Below are 15,407 nucleotides of genomic sequence, written 5' to 3' on the forward strand. Positions count from 1 at the left end.
GGAACGAGGGTTTCAGGCGAAGGAAGGGGGCCGGGGGGATGGATGCAAAAAAATGCTTGATTACTACGCCATTCTAGGAGTCTCGACCAGCGCGACCGAGAGCGAGATTCGCACCGCCATGCGCGAGAAAACCCCCGCGGCCCAGCAGGACCCGGACACATTCGCGATCCTGATGGATGCCTTCGAGACGCTCAAAGACCCGCAAAAACGCGCCGAGTACGATGCGCAGCGCTCGGCCTCCCCTGCCCCCACGAGTGGGGGAGCCCGCGTGGCGGGTGGGGCGCTTGTCGTCGCCGGGGCGTGCCCGGTCTGTAACACGCTTGCGCCTGCCGACGAGGGCTTCTGCTCGGAGTGCGGCTACCTGCTCAGCAGCACCGTGGGGGCCACGCCGCAGGCCTCGCCCTTGCCCAAGCTGGTCGAGGAGAGCGGGCGTGAGCTGATGCTACGTGTCGGGGAGAGTATCGTGGGCCGCGAGGGCGCCGATGTCGCGCTGCCGCACCCGACCATCTCCCGCCGCCATGCGCGCTTCATTGTCTCGGGCGGCAACTATGTCACGCTGGAGGACCTTGGGAGCACCAACGGCACCAATGTGGCAGGCCAGCCGCTTCCCGCCGGGAGCCAGAAAGCCCTCACCCACGGTCAGGCGATCCAGTTTGGCTCGGTGAAACTCACAATCCAGATTCCCCATGTCGCCCAGCCGGAGCGCCGCTCGCTCGGTGCCAAAGACCCCGGCCGCGCCCCCATCGCCGCCCTCAGTGGCAGCGTCAGTGGAGCAAGACTGGAGGGGCCGTCGGGCTCGCACACGCTCAAGGCTGCGGTCACGACCGTGGGCCGGAAAGTCGGCAACGACATTGTGATCTCGACCGACTCGTTTGTTTCGGGGAGCCATGCCAAGCTTGTCTTTGAGAATGGTAAGTACTCCGTGATAGATATTGGGAGCACCAACGGGACGCGGCTCAACGGGCGCAAGCTCAGCGCCAATGTCCCCGAGGCACTTGCCAGCGGCGACACGATCCAGTTCGGCCAGACCGCGTTTACGTTTAAGGGGTGAGTGGCGCTTGACCAGCGGGCGGCTAAAGCGGCACCGCTGGTGCGGCAAGCAGGCTAAAGCCCGCTCAGGCTTGCTTAGGTAGGTGCGCGTGGACGGCATCCCAGAGCGCTTGGAACTTGTGGCGGTCGGGATGGGGGGAGTCGGCGGGAGCGATGACGTACTTTTCTACTCCGTTCCAGCGAAGGACCAGGAGGTAGGTAGAGAGATAGTCGTCGCTGCAGCCACTTGGCGGCGGTGCGGGGAGCTGGTCAGGAAGCAGTGCAAAGCCAAGCTCCTCAAATCGGAGCAAGAGCTGGAGCACGGCGTCCTGCCCCAGAAAAACCTGCTCTTGACGCGTCTCATTCGGAGAGTCCTGAATCCACTGGAAGAGATTGCCTTCGTCGTCGATACAGAGCTGCCATTTCGTAAAGTCGTAGAAACCGCCGGCCTGAAACTGCGCCCCAATCACCGCCCCCGGAGGCATGAGCTTTCCCGAACGAAAAAACGCACGCGCTCGCAATCTAGCCGCCCGTAATCCCGTCCATGAACGCGCGGAGAGGGGGGAGCATTTTTCGGTATTCCACCAGGAAGGCATCGTGGCCGTAGGACGAGTCCACGATAAAGCTGGTGACATCGACCCCACGGGCCTGCATGCGCTCGATCATCTCGTGGCTCTCACGGACCGGGAAGAGGTCGTCGCTGGAGATCCCGATCACGAGGCACTTGGCCTGGATGCGCGCCAGGGCATCGGTGAGCGACGGGTAGCCGCGGGAGACATCGTGGAGATCAATAGCCCGTGACAGATACAGATAGCTATTGGCATCAAAGCGCTTAACCAGCTTCTCGCCCTCATCGTGGAGGTAGCGCTCGACATCGAAGCGAGCGTGCAGGTCGTGGCGGAAGGCGGACTCCTGGTCGGTGCGGGTGCGGCCAAACATGTCCTGCATCGTCGCATCGGTCAAAAACGTGATGGTCGCGATCATGCGGGCCAGCGCGAGGCCGGAGTCGGGGCCGCCGCCTTCGCTGTCGTAGTAGCTGCCGCGCTGCCACTTGGGGTCGAGCAGGATCGCGCGGCGGGCGCACTCGTTGAAGGCGATGCTCCGCGCCCCGACCCGTGCGCTCGTGGCGATGGGAATGCAGTTCTTGACACGCTCCGGGTAGATCACGGCCCACTCCAGCGCCTGCATCCCGCCCATCGAGCCGCCCGTGACTACCGCTAGCTCCGTCACCCCGAAGTGCTCGCGCAGGAACTGCTCCTGCACCCGCACCATGTCCCGGACCGTGATGATCGGGAAGGTCATGGCGTAGGGCTTGCCGGTCAGCGGGTTCACCGACGATGGCCCGGTCGTCCCGCGGCAGCCGCCCAGCACGTTGGGCGCGATCACACAGTACTTGTCGGTGTCGAAGACCTTCCCCGGGCCGATGAAGCCGTCCCAGTAGCCCAGGCTCCGGTTGCTCCAGTCGTACTTCCCGGCGGCGTGCGACGAGCCGGTGATGCCGTGGAGCACCAGGATCACGTTGTCCTTGGCCGCGTTGAGCTCGCCGTATTTTTCGTAGGCGACCGTCACTTCCGGGAGGGTCTGGCGGTTCTCGCAGATAAACTCCCCGAGAGTCACACTCTCTTTGGTCACCAGCCCGATACTACACTCGACCTCATCGGGGCTCATCTGCCAATCACCCACTCGTCTTCACCGGTCGCCCCACCCACCTGAACCTCAATTCCCTCGGTCGCGGCCCACTCCAGGGCGGCGTCGATATTGGCGCGGGTACCGGTCAGGTCCAGTACGGTGTAGCCGCCGATCTTGGAGTCGATATTGGCCTTGCGGATGGAGAACTTCAGGTCCCAGTCGTGGGCGAAGTGCCAGATAATGGGCTTGGTGGCCTCGGCCAGCGGGAAGTTAAGCTGCACGCGGATGGTCTCAGTAGTCACGCCTTTATTGTACCGGGGATTGGCCGGGCAATAAATTACCCGGCAGAGAGTGGGGAGCGTCCCGGGGACGCGCAGAGCACAAGCCCTTCCCCGCGTCCTCGGGACGCTCTCTCCCTGTGCCGGGTAATTTATTGCCCGGCCAATCCCCGGTACAATATTCCATGCGATCTTTGCTTCTTAGCGTCGCCCTTGCTCTCCTCACCCTACCTGCAGCGGCGCAGGTGCAGGTTCAGCTGGGCGGGACTGCGGGGTTTGGCTCGTCGGACCCGTACTCCGTGGGGGATGCGTACGCGTCTGCCTCGCTTAAGGTGGGAAGCGCCTTGCATCTCTACAGCGAGAGCCTCTACGCGCTACGCCGCAGCCGCCAGGGCTTTAGTGGCACGGGAGTCTCGCTCCAGCTCGATGTGGACTCAGGCTACTTTGGCGCGGGTGTCGGTAGCTACGGCTGGCGCGGCACGGGGACACGGCTCTTTATCGGCTGGCCGACCGGGCCCCACCAGACCTTCGAGCTCTCCTACACGCGCCTCCGCACCGGCGGCCCCACCGACCCCGTCTTCACCTATGGCATTCGATTTTAGGAGAGCGTCCATGCAAAAACAGAAACCGCAAACCCCTTTCGTGCAGCTCCAGCCGCAGCCCATCACGCCGCTGGCTTGGGTGCTGATGGCGATGATCCAAGTCCTCGCGTTTCTCGGCTCGGTGAGGCTGAGCATGCACCACGGGGAGTCGCAGGCGCAGGCAGTGCGGCTGGCCTTGAGGATTCTCTTGCTCGTTGTCCCCACGCAGCTCCTCCTGATCCTCTGGGGCCGCCGCTGGCTGGTGAAGGTCAGCCAATCGTCACCGCGCTAGTGAGGTTTGTTTTCTCACTTCTGTATAATGAAGTATGAAAACGGCACGTATCCTCTCTCTCCTCTTCTTGGGACTGCCCGTGATGGCACTCCTGCCTGCCCAGGCCCACAACGGCGCACGGCAGTCGTATACGTTTCGTTTCAAAGGGAAGACCTGGACCATTCAGTCGGAACGGATACAGCGCAAAGGTACGCTTCTAACCTTCATGGGCAATGTCAAAGCTACCAGCAATCGCGGCGATAAAATCTTTGCCGATCGTGCCGAACTATGTAAGACCCCAGGACACGAGCAACTAACCTTAAGTCCTGTTAAGATTGGCCATATTGTCACAGACCAATAGACGAGGACTATGGGGCTTTCCGCCATCCCGAGGGTACCCGGCGGGCTGCTTTAGCCGCCCGACCCCATGACGCCGCCCGATGATTATGCGTTTCATTAGCGAAAGCCCCCCTCTACGCGATACAATCGGGGGGTTTTTCCAAAAATGTTGACCGCTGAAAAAATATATAAATCGTTTGGGCCGCAGGACGTGCTCAAAGATATCACTCTGCAACTTGGGGACCGCGACCGGATCGGTGTCGTCGGGCTCAACGGGCAGGGTAAGTCCACTCTGATTAAGATTCTCGCCGGGCTTGAGGAGCCAGACAAGGGCGTGGTGCACCGCCACGGCTCGACAGTCGGGTACCTCAACCAGGAGTCCCAGTGCCGCCTGGGAGTGACGGTCGGGGAGGAGATGCGCTCCGCCTTCCCCGATATGGCCGATGTCGAGGCACGGCTCATCGCCGCGTCGCAGGCAATGGCCGGGGACGCCAGCAAGTCCGATGTCGCCGCGCTCAACAAAGCCACCGACGACCTGACGAAGCTGGAGGCGCACACCATGGACGCTCGCATTGGGCGGGTGCTCTCGGGGTTGCGCTTTGAGCTGGATGCCGTGGACCGCCTCACCGATACCTACTCGGGGGGGTGGCAGATGCGAATCGCCATGGCCAAGCTCCTGCTACAAGAGCCCGACTACCTCTTCCTCGACGAGCCCACCAACCACCTGGACACCGAGGCTAAGTTCTGGCTGATGTACGACTACATCCCCAGCTACCCCGGCACCGTGATCTGCATCTCCCACGATGTGGAGTTCCTTAATCTCACTAGCGAGGAGATCTGGGAGGTCAAGGACATGGAGGTCAATAAGTTCAAGGGCAACTACGACGACTACGTGCGCCTAGACGACGAGCGCTACCAGCGTGAGCTCAAGGCCTACGATGCCCAGCAGCGTGAGATCGCGGACTGGAAAGAGTTTGTCCAGCGCTGGCGTGGCAATAAGTCTAAGGCGGGAATGGTCGAGAGCCGTGTCAAGCAGCTCGAAAAGATCGACATCCTTCCCAAGCCCAAGGAGCGCCCCAAGACCATCTACCTCCAGTTCCCCGAGCCGCCGCGTGAGGCCCCGGAGCCGATCAGTATCGAGGATGTCTACAAGTCCTACGGCGAGAAGAATGTCCTCAATGGCATCACGCTCCCGATGGTACGCCAGGACAAGATTGCCCTCACCGGCCCCAACGGCGCGGGAAAGTCCACGCTCCTGAAGCTCGTGGCGGGAGTCGAGCAGCCGACCAAGGGGAGGATCATTGTCAACCCCAAGACCGAGATTGGCTACTTCGCCCAGCACCAGGCTGAGGCGCTCCTGCCGCAGCGCACGGTCTACGAGGAGACGCTGGCGGGGATCGATCCCAAGATGGAGGAGCTCGCCCGTGGCCTGCTGGCGCGCCTGCAGTTCCGCGGCGACGATGCACCCTTCAAGAAGATCGGGGTTCTCTCCGGTGGGGAGCGTGCCCGTGTGGCGCTCGCCAAGTTCCTGTTGCGCCCCGCCAACTTCTATCTTCTGGATGAGCCCACGAACCACCTGGACCCACTCGCCCGTGAGGTGCTGATCGAGGCGCTCAAGAAGTTCGAGGGGACGATCCTCATGTCGACCCACGACCAGCTCCTGATCGACACGGTCGCCACCGGCATCTTCGACATGTCCGACGGCCAGTTCACCATGGTCCTCGACCCCGCCACCGAGCGCATTAAACGCGTCAACGTGTGAGGCCTTGAGGCTTCTTAAGCCGGAACCACAAGGGTTCCGGCTTGAGAGGGCGACGGGCACCTTCGTGCCCAGTGTATTGGTTTGGCTGCGAAGGCAGCCGTAGCCCTTTCAAGCCCGGACACTTATTGTCCGGGCTTCTGCGTTGTCCGGGCAAACTCATCCCTCGGGCTTCCTTAGACGGGGTACAATAGGGTGCTATGTCCACCCTCCACCCCGTTTTAATCGCCGGGCAGTGGCGCGCCGCAGACGCGCCCTCCGCGACGTTCTCCGCCACCAACCCGACCACCGGCCAGCTCCTCGCCGACGATGTCTACCCTGTCTCTAGCAAGGCCGATGTCGATGCCGTGCTTGTTGCCGCCGCACAGGCCGCGCCCGCACTCCGTGCCACCAGCCCCGAGACAATCGCTGCGTTTCTCAACCGCTACGCCGACCTGCTCGAAGCCAACCGCGACGCGCTAGTCGCCGCCGCCCACGCCGAGACGGGCTTTCCGACCGAGCCGCGCCTGAACTCGGTCGAGCTTCCGCGCACCACGGGGCAGCTTCGCCAGGCCGCGCAGGCCGCGCTTACCCGTAGCTGGACCCGCCCCGTGATCGACACCAAGACCGGCATCCGCTCCCTCCACGAGCCGCTCGGCGGCGCGGCGCTGGTCTTTGGTCCCAACAACTTCCCCTTCGCCTTCAACGCCATCGCGGGAGGGGACTTCGCCGCGGCGATCGCGGCCCGCTGTCCGGTGATCGCCAAGGTCCACACCAGCCACCCGACTACCAGCCGCCTCATGGCCGAGTGCGCCCACCAGGCCGCCACCGAGATCGGGCTGCCCGTGGGGAGCATCCAGGTGCTCTACCGCATGGACCACAAGCTCAGCCTCGGAATGATCGAGAACCCCGCGGTCGCTGCCGTGGGCTTCACCGGCAGCCGCTCGGCGGGGATGCAACTCAAGGAAGTGGCCGATCGGCACGGCAAGCCAGTCTACCTGGAGATGTCGAGTGTCAACCCGGTCTTTATCCTCCCCGACTACCTAGCCGCAAACTCGGAGGCGCTGGCGGCGGAGTTCTTCACCAGCTGCACGATGGGCGCGGGGCAGTTCTGCACCAACCCCGGCCTGCTGGTCCTCCCCGGCGGCGAGCTCGGGGCGGCGTTTGTGGCGGCGGCGGCAGCGAAGTTCGCCGAGGCAAAACCGGGCGTGCTCCTCAATAAGGGCGGCCGCGATAGCCTCGCCGAGGCCGTGGAGACCCTCAAGTCCGCAGGGGCAACCGTGGTCTGTGGTGGGGAGGTCTTTGACGATCCGGGCTTCCGCTACGCCAACACGATCCTGACGGTCACCGGCGCGCAGTTTATCGCCGACCCGGAGACGCTCCAGACCGAGGCGTTCGGCCCGGCGAGCCTGCTGGTGCTCTGCGAGAGCGGCGACGAGATGCTGGCGGTGGCCAACGCGCTGGAGGGGAACCTCACGGGGACGGTCTACGCCAACGACGAAGGTGCCGACGATGCGTTCTACACGAAGCTTGCTCCGGCGCTACGTGTCAAGGTGGGGCGCCTGCTCAACAACAAGATGCCCACGGGAGTCGCGGTCAGCCCCGCGATGAACCACGGCGGTCCTTTCCCCGCCACCGGCCACCCGTTCTTCTCCAGTGTGGGCATTCCTCACGCCATCAGCCGCTTCTCGATGCTGTGTAGCTACGACAATGTCCGGCCCCACCGCCTCCCCGCCGAGCTCCAAGACGGCAACCCGCTGGGCATCTGGCGCCTTGTGGATGGCGATTGGGTGAAGTAGGCGCATGTGGCCCAAAGGGTTCCCCAGACTTCTAGCGCCTCGGATACCTGAGACACTAGAAGTCACTAGTGGTGAGTACTATCGCGACGGGGGAACCACCTGCCTGGAAGCCACGGACGAACAGGGTAAGCCTCGGAGACTTCGCCTGGATCAACAGCTGAGCTCTCCGGGCTGGCTCTATCTGGATAACTGGCGTGTTCCCTACCGTAGTGCCGCGGAGCAGAAGATTCTTCAAGCGCTTACGCGCTGCCTGGAGAGTCGGCCTCCACTACCCCCTCTGCCGGATCTGAAGCCTGGAGAGCTGATAAAAAGGCCCGGAGGCGGCTTTATCGTTTTGGGGAGCGCCGATCTAATCCCCTCCTTTACTCTGGACGAAATGGGACGAACCACGAGCTACATTCAGACAGTGATCCAACGTGTTCAGTCCGATACCTATGGCCAGCACCATAGAGTTCACCGAAGAAGGTGATCTTTTGGCTTAGCGTAGAGGTCGTTGCTTCGGGAGCGGTTTCTTTTTTACCACGGGTTTTGCTCTTCGGACGGGCGGGAGCTTCTTGCCGGTTGTGGGGAGCGTGGCGGGGAGGATGCGGCGGGGGAGCGCGATGGTCGCCGGAAGAATTGGGCGTGGGGTCGGGGTGGGCGCTGTGATTCCAGAGGGCGGTGGAATCTCCAACGGGGCCTCGGCTCGTCGCGTGGCTACTGGTGTCGGTGAGGGCTCGGGTGATAGGGGCTCGGTCTCGCCGGGATCCGCCGCCGCCGGCGTGGGCTTTATGGGGCGCTCGGGGAGCACCACGGGCGCGACTCCGGGGTCCGGTGTGGGGGCCAGCGGCAGTGGTGCACGAGGACGGAGACTACCTGTCGTGCCGACGCCGCGTGTGGGGGAGGAGCCCGTCAGGATCGCCAGGGTGCTGAGCTGCCCATCGGGGCTCGTGGCGAGCTCGTTCTTGATAGCCGTGATTCGCAGGGGCTCGGGCGAGGGCGATGCGCTAGGACTTGGGCTGGGCTTCGGGCGCGGTGTCGGCTGGTCCGGGAAGAGCGACTCCTTGAAGTCCATGGCATTGAGCCCCGCACGGGCGGCCTCTTTCTGGAGCGAGTCCGCGTTGGGGTCTTTGATAATTCGTAAGAGCACCTGCCGCGCCTTGTCTTCGTCGCCTTGACCCCGAAGCGCGGTGGCGAGGGCGAGCCGGGCGGGGATATCTTTCTTGTCCTTGCCGACCAGCACCCGGAAGACCTTCTCCGCCTCCGCAAAGCGCCCCACCCGCAGCAGACAGGCCGCACGCCCTCGAACCGCCTCGGGGTTCTCTTTATCGCGCTGGAGGACCCACTCCGCCTCACCCAGCGCCTCGGAGAAGCGCTCTGCCTTGAGCGCTTGCCGCATGGAGTCGACATGGTAGAGAAACGTGTTGGGGGTGGGGGAGGGCGGCAGAAAGAGAAACCACTCCCGCACTTGGAAGCTGCCTGAGAGCAAGTAGAAGCCCACGGCGGAGGCTGCTGCCAGCCCCAACACGCTCTGTACCAGCTTCCACTCTTTCAGGCGATCGTTCATGTGCACCCATCCCCCAGCCCCTTCCCTCGCTCTCAATCCGACTTTGTCGGGACAAGGGAAGGGGAGCTACAGAAACGCCTCGGCCACCACGCGGCCATCCCACTCGCGACAAGCGGGGACTCCCAGCGCGTGGGCGAGCGTCGGACAGACATCGTACAGGTAAATGGGCTCGGTAAGTTCCCGCCCTGCCGCAATCCCCGGTCCGTGCAGGATAAAGGGGATGGTCATGTCCTCGGGGGAGTCCGTGCCATGGCTCCTGTCGTGGCCACCGTGGTCGCTCACCACGCACACTACACCGTCCCAGTGGGCCAGCACCTGTGCCAGACAGGCATCGGCGTTCTCGATGGCCTTTAGGTAGGGCTCGCTCATCCAGCCGTGCGCGTGCCCGGCCTCGTCGGGGTGCCCAAAGTAGACAAAGACAAAGTCCAGGGAGTCATTTGTCAGCGCCGCAATCGCCGCATCGGCCACCTTCTGGTCGGTCTCAAAGACATGCCCCTCGCCGTAGCAGACACTGACCTTGAGGCTCCCTGGCGCGGCCAGATCGCGTAGCTGCTCCCAGTTGTAGAAAAAGCCCACGCGCTTGCCGTAGCTGGCCGCGGCATCCATCACGCTCGGGACGGGCCGGGCGAGCGGGGTAAACGTGTTGCTGGTGATCCCATGACGCGGCACATCGACGCCCCGCAACATCGACGTGTGGCACGGTAGGGTCACGGAAGGCATCACCGACGACGCCTTCCAGGTGTGGGCTCCCTCCCGCGCGAGGCGCTGGAGGGTCGGGGTGTGGCAGGAGAGAATGGCATCGGGCCGGACACCATCCAGAGAGCAGAGCAAAACACGCTGGGACATGAGGCTATTTTACACCAGATGCGTCGGGGGGTGGATGCGTCGGGGGGTGGAAACCCCCGCCTCAAGTTTGAGGGAGCGTCCCGAGGACGCGTGGGTGCAGTGGGCTCTCCGCGTCCTCGGGACGCTCTTTGCATTTTGCCGGGGATTTCCCATCCCCGGCGGGGGTAAACTACTCTCCATGACCTTTGACCTCGCCATTGTCGGCTCCGGCTTTGGCGGCTCCCTCCTTGCGATGGTCGCCCGCCGCCTGGGCAAGTCCGTCTTGCTCCTGGAGCGGGGGAGCCACCCGCGCTTTGCGATCGGGGAGAGCACCTCGCCCCTGATGAACCTCCTGATCGAGGAGCTCGCCCACACCTACGACCTCCCGCGCCTGCTCCCCTTGGCGACCTACGGCACGTGGAAAACCCACTACCCCGAGCTCGGCGTCGGCCTCAAGCGCGGCTTCACCTACTACGGCACGCAGCCCGGCGAGCGCCTGCTGGTCGCGGCCTCCCCTGGTGACCCCTGCGCCGACACCCACTGGCTCCGCGCCGATGTCGATCACTTCCTGGTCAAAGAGGCTATCGCGCTAGGGGCCGAGTACCACGAGAACACTCCCCTCACACGCCACGAGTACACGGGCGGTCTCTGGCACCTCAACGAGCACACCGCACGCTTCTTGGTCGATGCCACGGGCCCAGGAAAGCTCTGGAGCAACGATGTTAGCTTTGCCGGCTACCCAAAAACGGAGGCTCTCTACTCGCACTTTGTGGGGGTGCGTGGGGCATCGGCATCCCTCCCCGGTTTGACATCCCTCCCCCCGGCCCCCTCCCTTCGCCTGAAACCCAACTTCGTTGGGGCGAAGGGAGGGGGGGGACCCACCCCCACTCGTTCCTCGTCTCCCCTCCCTTCGTCCCCGCGAAGCGGGAATAAGAGCGAAGGGAGGGGCCGGGGGAGGGATGTCCCCTACCCCCCCGATGCCGCCGCGAGCCACTATGTCTTTCCCGGCGGCTGGATGTGGATCTTGCCCTTTGACAACGGTGTCACTAGCGCGGGGTTTGCGGTAGAGTCCTGGCTCGCCGACGAGCTAGAGCTCGCGGGCAAACGGCACGGAGCCTGGGAGCGGTTTCTGGCACGCTTCCCCGCCATCCAAGCGCAGTTCGCCGATGCCCAGCCGGTCGAAAAATGGCACTACGCTCCTAAGCTCTCCTACCGCGCCCAGAACGTGGTCGGCGATGGCTACTTACGGTTGCCGTCGGCTGCGGGGTTTATCGACCCGCTCTACTCCACGGGCATGCCGCTCACGCTGCTGGGCATCCAGCGCATCGCGGCGCTCATCCAACACGACAAGCTCCAGAGCCCAGAGCTGCTCGCCCACTACGAAGCAACCACTTTTGCCGAGCTGGACTGGGTCGCGGAGTTTATCGGGGCCAACTACGCCGCCTTTGCCGACTTCCCGCGCTTCGTGGACACCACCATGTTCTACTTCGCCGCCGCCAGCTTCTCCGAGCTCGCCCGTCGTACGGGGCGCAGCGACCTCGCCAAGGGGTATCTGCTCACACAAAACGAGCGCTTTCGCGCCAACTTCCACGCCTGGCAGCAGGGGATGCTCTCCCTCACCGATGCCATCGCGCCCTGGAACGCCGCCGGGCTCGCCGATCCGAGTAAGGACAACCTCTACGGCGTGGACTTGGAGGACGTGGTTAAAGGCGCGAGTAAGCTCGAAAAGACTGAAGAGGAGCTGCGCGAGATTGTCGCCACGGCGGACTGGGCGCAGTGTTGAACCCGCTGAACCCACCCTGGCCCTCCCTTGCCGCAAGGGTGGGTTCGAGGCGGGTGGGTTCGGTTTGACACTCCCCCCCGATGCGTGGTATCGTAGCCGCAATGCAGACGCGAGAGCAAATCGTTCAGTGGTGGTGGCGCACGGGGGCTTGCCCGGTGCGCGCTACGAGCTGAGAGACGCCGACGCTGCACACGAAAGAGAGGCAGGCTCCCGAGTTGAACAAACCGGGGGCCTGTTTTATTTTGTCTATGTTTCCGACCACACCCGATCGAGCGACCTTTAAGGCACTGGCAACCCAGGGCAATGTGATCCCTGTCTGCCGGGAGATCTTAGCCGACATGGAGACCCCTGTCTCGGCGTTTAAGCGCCTGGCACACCGGCCCAACGCGTTCCTGCTGGAGTCCGTGGAGGGCGGCGAGCGCATGGCCCGCTACTCCTTTCTCGGCTCCGACCCGCGTGTCGTGCTCCGTAGCCGCGGGACGAGCGTCAGCCTCACCGAGCGCGGCAAGACACGGCTGATCCCACTCTCCAAGGGCGAGGACCCGCTGCACGTGCTGGAGGCGGAGCTGGCGAAAGTCAAGTTTGTGGAGACCCCGAACCTGCCGCGCTTTGTGGGGGGGGCCGTGGGCTACATCGGCTACGACTGGGTGCGCTTCTTGGAGCCGATCGGGCAGCAGACCCACGACGATCTAGACCTCGACGATGTCTATTTAATGCTCACGGACACGCTCTGCATCTTCGACCATGTCAAGCACCGGATTATTGTCCTAGCCAACGCGCATATCGAACCGGAGACCGACCTGGATGCGGCCTACGACGAGGCCTGTGAGAAAGTAGAGGACATGATCGCCGCGCTCCGGGCACCGATCCCCGATCTGCTGGGGATGCCCAATAAGCGCAAGGGCGACCCGCCGCCGTGGGAGTCCAACCTCACCCGCGCGCGCTACGAGGAGATGCTCACCGAGGCCAAGGAGTTTATCGCAGGGGGCGATATTATCCAAGCCGTGCTCTCGCAGCGCTTCTCGCGGCCCTTCGACGGCGATGCGTTCGATGTTTATAGAGCGCTGCGCTCGCTGAACCCGTCGCCGTACATGTTCTTCCTCAAGTTCGACGATGGCCCGATCTTGGTGGGGGCATCGCCGGAGATTCTCTGCACGGTCGAGGAGCGCACGGTGCGGGTGCGGCCCATCGCCGGAACCCGCAAGCGCGGCGAGACGCCCGAAGAAGATGCTGCACTCGAAGCCGAGCTCCTCGCCGATGAGAAAGAGCGCGCCGAGCACATCATGCTGGTCGATCTAGGGCGCAACGATATCGGGCGGGTCTGTGAGTACGGCTCGGTTAAAGTGACGGATTTGATGATTATCGAGAAGTACTCACATGTGATGCATATTGTGAGCAATGTCTGTGGCAAGCTCCGTAGCGAGGTCACCCCGATGGATGTCCTGCGCGCGACCTTCCCTGCCGGGACGCTCTCTGGCGCTCCCAAGGTGCGTGCGATGCAGATTATCGAGAGCCTGGAGCCGACCCGGCGCGGGGTCTACGGCGGCGCGATTGGCTACTTCTCCTACAACGGTAACCTCGATGCCTCGATCACGATCCGCACCGCCGTGATCCACAACGGAAAAGTCCATGTGCAGGCTGGCGGAGGGATTGTCGCCGACTCGCAGCACGCCGCCGAGTTTGAGGAGACCGTCAATAAGTCCGCCGCTGCCCGCCGCGCAGTCGAGTTTGCCGAGGCCGGCCTAGACACGGTCCCCGTGCTCGCCGAGGTGGTCGAGGGACGCTTCACGCGGCTTGAGATCATCGAGCCCCAGACCAGTGCGAGGAGTTGAAAATTCCTCGCTGAAGGCGCTTCGCACCGAACGTCCTGCCGGACGGAGCTCGTCTCCGGCCCAGAGGGCCTTCGGCAACTTGTTGCCTCTAGCGAGGGGTTTTCAACTCCTCGGGATGACCGCCAGAAAGAAACCCATGATAATCACCGTTTTCCGCAACCGCCTCCGCCCGGAGGCCACCGAGGCCTACGCCGAGCTCGCGCCCAAGATGGTCGAGCTGGCCAAGCAGCAGCCCGGCTTTCTCTCGATGAAGACCTACACCGCCGCCGACGGCGAGCGGGTTACGATCGCCGAGTTCGAGAGCGATGAGGCGGTAATGGCGTGGCGCGACAACGCGATCCACCAAGACGCACAAGAGCGCGGCCGCACGGACTTCTACGCCGAGTATGTCTCCCAGACCTGCGAGGTAATCCGGGAGTCCCGCTTTCCATGAGGCCCATCCCGCCGCGCCCGGAGCTCCAGCGGGCGCGGCTCGACTCGGAGGACCTGATCCGGCTCGCGCACCTCTTCAGTGGCTCGCTCCAGCTGGAGTGTCCCAAGTGCCACACGATCCTCAAGCCCAGTGTCGCCAACCGGGAGCTCCGCCTCGGGAGTAGCCCCGACCTCTCCGCGATCGCGCCCAACCAGCCCAGCCGCCCGCGTCTGCTCTTCTACTGCCACCTCTGCCAGCGCCCGTTTGGGTACCTGCAGGGCGAGAGCTGGACCGCCGAAAAGCTCGACTCCACGGCGGAGGGAACCCGCTGGAGCCACCTAGAGATGGGCGAGGAGCCAACCAAAACACCGCGCTTGGAAGACTTCGACCTCGATGACTGAGCCTGGGATAGACAAGGCCTGGTGCGGCTACCTGCGCTGCTATGTCGAGGCGGAGAGCGCCGCGCACGCGCAGCCCATCGCCGACCAGCTGGGAGCGCTGCTCGCGCCCTTTGTCGAGCCGACACTCCGGCCTATCGAGTGCTACTGGAAGATCGCGGAGTACCAGGAAGTGTGCTTTGAGTGGCAGCTCGACGACTCGCCCGAGAGCGTACACCAGGGGATTCGAGCGGCGCTTGGGCCCCAGTGGCACGAGCAGAATGAAACGGATGCGGTCTGGGACTTTCGGATGCACGCACCACTCATCGTCCCTGAGGTTCGCTGGGCGCAGCTCGAATACTTTTTATGCTCTGCAATGGTAATAGATAATGATATTAGTAATTGATAACTACGATTCGTTCACGTATAACTTGGTGCAGTATCTTGGAGAGCTGGGCCAGGAGATCGTGGTCCACCGCAACGATGCCATCACGCTCGACGAGCTCGCGGCTCTCAAGCCCGACCACTTGCTGATCTCGCCGGGGCCGTGCTCGCCGGCGGAGGCGGGGGTCTCGGTGGCGGTGATCCAGCGCTTCGCGGGGGAGATTCCCATTTTAGGGGTCTGTCTGGGGCACCAGAGCATCGGGCATGCCTTTGGGGGCAATATCGTCCGGGCACAGCGACTCATGCACGGCAAGACCAGCACGATCCACCACGAGGGAGTGGGGGTCTTTGCGGGCCTGCCCAACGACTTCCCGGCTATCCGCTACCACTCGCTCGTGATCGAGCGTGCGAGCCTGCCCGAGTGCCTGGAGATCACGGCGACCAGCGAGGACGGCGAGATCATGGGGGTGCGGCACAAGACCCTGCCCATCGAAGGTGTCCAGTTCCACCCGGAGTCCGTCCTCACCGAGCACGGCCACGCCATGCTACACAACTTTCTCCACTGCTCGGGCTAACTTGTTTGT

The 15,407-nt window shown here is 63.7% G+C and carries 17 protein-coding genes; 12 read left to right on the top strand and 5 right to left on the bottom strand.

Annotation, left to right across the window (positions count from 1 at the left end; genetic code table 11):
• Positions 1-52: 52 nt before the first annotated feature.
• Complete coding sequence (locus tag HNQ39_RS27725) at positions 53-1,051, top strand: FHA domain-containing protein (RefSeq protein WP_184203854.1); 999 nt, start codon at positions 53-55, stop codon at positions 1,049-1,051.
• Between the two features lie 64 nt (positions 1,052-1,115).
• On the opposite strand, the gene HNQ39_RS27730 is transcribed toward HNQ39_RS27725, so the two are convergent.
• From HNQ39_RS27730 to HNQ39_RS27740, 3 genes are read right to left on the bottom strand one after another with little or no spacing between them, the layout of a single operon-like run.
• Positions 1,116-1,514: a hypothetical protein gene (locus tag HNQ39_RS27730; protein WP_184203855.1), complete on the bottom strand. Its 399-nt coding sequence runs from the start codon at positions 1,512-1,514 to the stop codon at positions 1,116-1,118.
• A 37-nt stretch (positions 1,515-1,551) separates the two neighbouring features.
• Positions 1,552-2,697 carry a homoserine O-acetyltransferase MetX gene (gene metX / locus HNQ39_RS27735; protein WP_184203856.1) on the bottom strand — a complete coding sequence of 382 codons (1,146 nt, stop codon included), beginning with the start codon at positions 2,695-2,697 and terminating at the stop codon, positions 1,552-1,554.
• A complete protein-coding gene (locus HNQ39_RS27740) occupies positions 2,694-2,960 on the bottom strand; it encodes an NIL domain-containing protein (protein WP_184203857.1) in 267 nt (88 codons plus the stop codon). Before HNQ39_RS27740 ends, metX begins: the two co-directional genes overlap by 4 nt.
• A gap of 161 nt (positions 2,961-3,121) precedes the next feature.
• On the opposite strand from HNQ39_RS27740, the gene HNQ39_RS27745 reads away from it, so the two are divergent.
• From HNQ39_RS27745 to HNQ39_RS27765, 5 genes are all read left to right on the top strand, one after another.
• The gene (locus HNQ39_RS27745) at positions 3,122-3,538 is read left to right on the top strand and encodes a hypothetical protein (protein WP_184203858.1); all 417 of its coding nucleotides are present in this window, start codon (positions 3,122-3,124) and stop codon (positions 3,536-3,538) included.
• Between the two features lie 10 nt (positions 3,539-3,548).
• On the top strand, positions 3,549-3,809 hold the full coding sequence (locus HNQ39_RS27750) for a hypothetical protein (protein WP_184203859.1): 261 nt from the start codon (positions 3,549-3,551) through the stop codon (positions 3,807-3,809).
• A gap of 34 nt (positions 3,810-3,843) precedes the next feature.
• Positions 3,844-4,149 (top strand): hypothetical protein, encoded by a 306-nt coding sequence (locus tag HNQ39_RS27755; protein WP_184203860.1) that lies wholly within the window; start codon positions 3,844-3,846, stop codon positions 4,147-4,149.
• Between the two features lie 144 nt (positions 4,150-4,293).
• Positions 4,294-5,889 carry an ABC-F family ATP-binding cassette domain-containing protein gene (locus HNQ39_RS27760; RefSeq protein ID WP_184203861.1) on the top strand — a complete coding sequence of 532 codons (1,596 nt, stop codon included), beginning with the start codon at positions 4,294-4,296 and terminating at the stop codon, positions 5,887-5,889.
• A 197-nt stretch (positions 5,890-6,086) separates the two neighbouring features.
• Positions 6,087-7,664, top strand: coding sequence for an aldehyde dehydrogenase (NADP(+)) (locus HNQ39_RS27765; protein ID WP_184203862.1), 1,578 nt, complete (start codon positions 6,087-6,089; stop codon positions 7,662-7,664).
• Positions 7,665-8,142: 478 nt separating this feature from the next.
• On the opposite strand, the gene HNQ39_RS27770 is transcribed toward HNQ39_RS27765, so the two are convergent.
• Both HNQ39_RS27770 and HNQ39_RS27775 read right to left on the bottom strand, forming a co-directional pair.
• Positions 8,143-9,210, bottom strand: coding sequence for a tetratricopeptide repeat protein (locus HNQ39_RS27770; RefSeq protein WP_184203863.1), 1,068 nt, complete (start codon positions 9,208-9,210; stop codon positions 8,143-8,145).
• Positions 9,211-9,276: 66 nt separating this feature from the next.
• On the bottom strand, positions 9,277-10,056 hold the full coding sequence (locus HNQ39_RS27775) for an alkaline phosphatase family protein (protein ID WP_184203864.1): 780 nt from the start codon (positions 10,054-10,056) through the stop codon (positions 9,277-9,279).
• A 178-nt stretch (positions 10,057-10,234) separates the two neighbouring features.
• On the opposite strand from HNQ39_RS27775, the gene HNQ39_RS27780 reads away from it, so the two are divergent.
• The 6 genes from HNQ39_RS27780 (at position 10,235) to HNQ39_RS27805 (ending at position 15,398) form a co-directional block, all read left to right on the top strand.
• Positions 10,235-11,818 carry an NAD(P)/FAD-dependent oxidoreductase gene (locus tag HNQ39_RS27780; protein WP_184203865.1) on the top strand — a complete coding sequence of 528 codons (1,584 nt, stop codon included), beginning with the start codon at positions 10,235-10,237 and terminating at the stop codon, positions 11,816-11,818.
• 248 nt (positions 11,819-12,066) lie between these two features.
• Positions 12,067-13,650 (top strand): anthranilate synthase component I, encoded by a 1,584-nt coding sequence (gene trpE / locus HNQ39_RS27785; protein WP_184203866.1) that lies wholly within the window; start codon positions 12,067-12,069, stop codon positions 13,648-13,650.
• Between the two features lie 136 nt (positions 13,651-13,786).
• A complete protein-coding gene (locus HNQ39_RS27790; protein ID WP_221290400.1) occupies positions 13,787-14,083 on the top strand; it encodes an antibiotic biosynthesis monooxygenase family protein in 297 nt (98 codons plus the stop codon).
• Positions 14,080-14,463, top strand: coding sequence for a hypothetical protein (locus tag HNQ39_RS27795; RefSeq protein WP_184203868.1), 384 nt, complete (start codon positions 14,080-14,082; stop codon positions 14,461-14,463). The genes HNQ39_RS27790 and HNQ39_RS27795 overlap by 4 nt, the downstream gene beginning before the upstream one ends.
• Positions 14,456-14,845: a hypothetical protein gene (locus HNQ39_RS27800; protein ID WP_184203869.1), complete on the top strand. Its 390-nt coding sequence runs from the start codon at positions 14,456-14,458 to the stop codon at positions 14,843-14,845. The genes HNQ39_RS27795 and HNQ39_RS27800 overlap by 8 nt, the downstream gene beginning before the upstream one ends.
• The gene (locus tag HNQ39_RS27805) at positions 14,829-15,398 is read left to right on the top strand and encodes an anthranilate synthase component II (protein WP_184203870.1); all 570 of its coding nucleotides are present in this window, start codon (positions 14,829-14,831) and stop codon (positions 15,396-15,398) included. Before HNQ39_RS27800 ends, HNQ39_RS27805 begins: the two co-directional genes overlap by 17 nt.
• Positions 15,399-15,407 lie beyond the last annotated feature (9 nt).

It is taken from the genome of Armatimonas rosea (assembly GCF_014202505.1).
GTDB classification, from domain to species: Bacteria; Armatimonadota; Armatimonadia; order Armatimonadales; family Armatimonadaceae; genus Armatimonas; species Armatimonas rosea.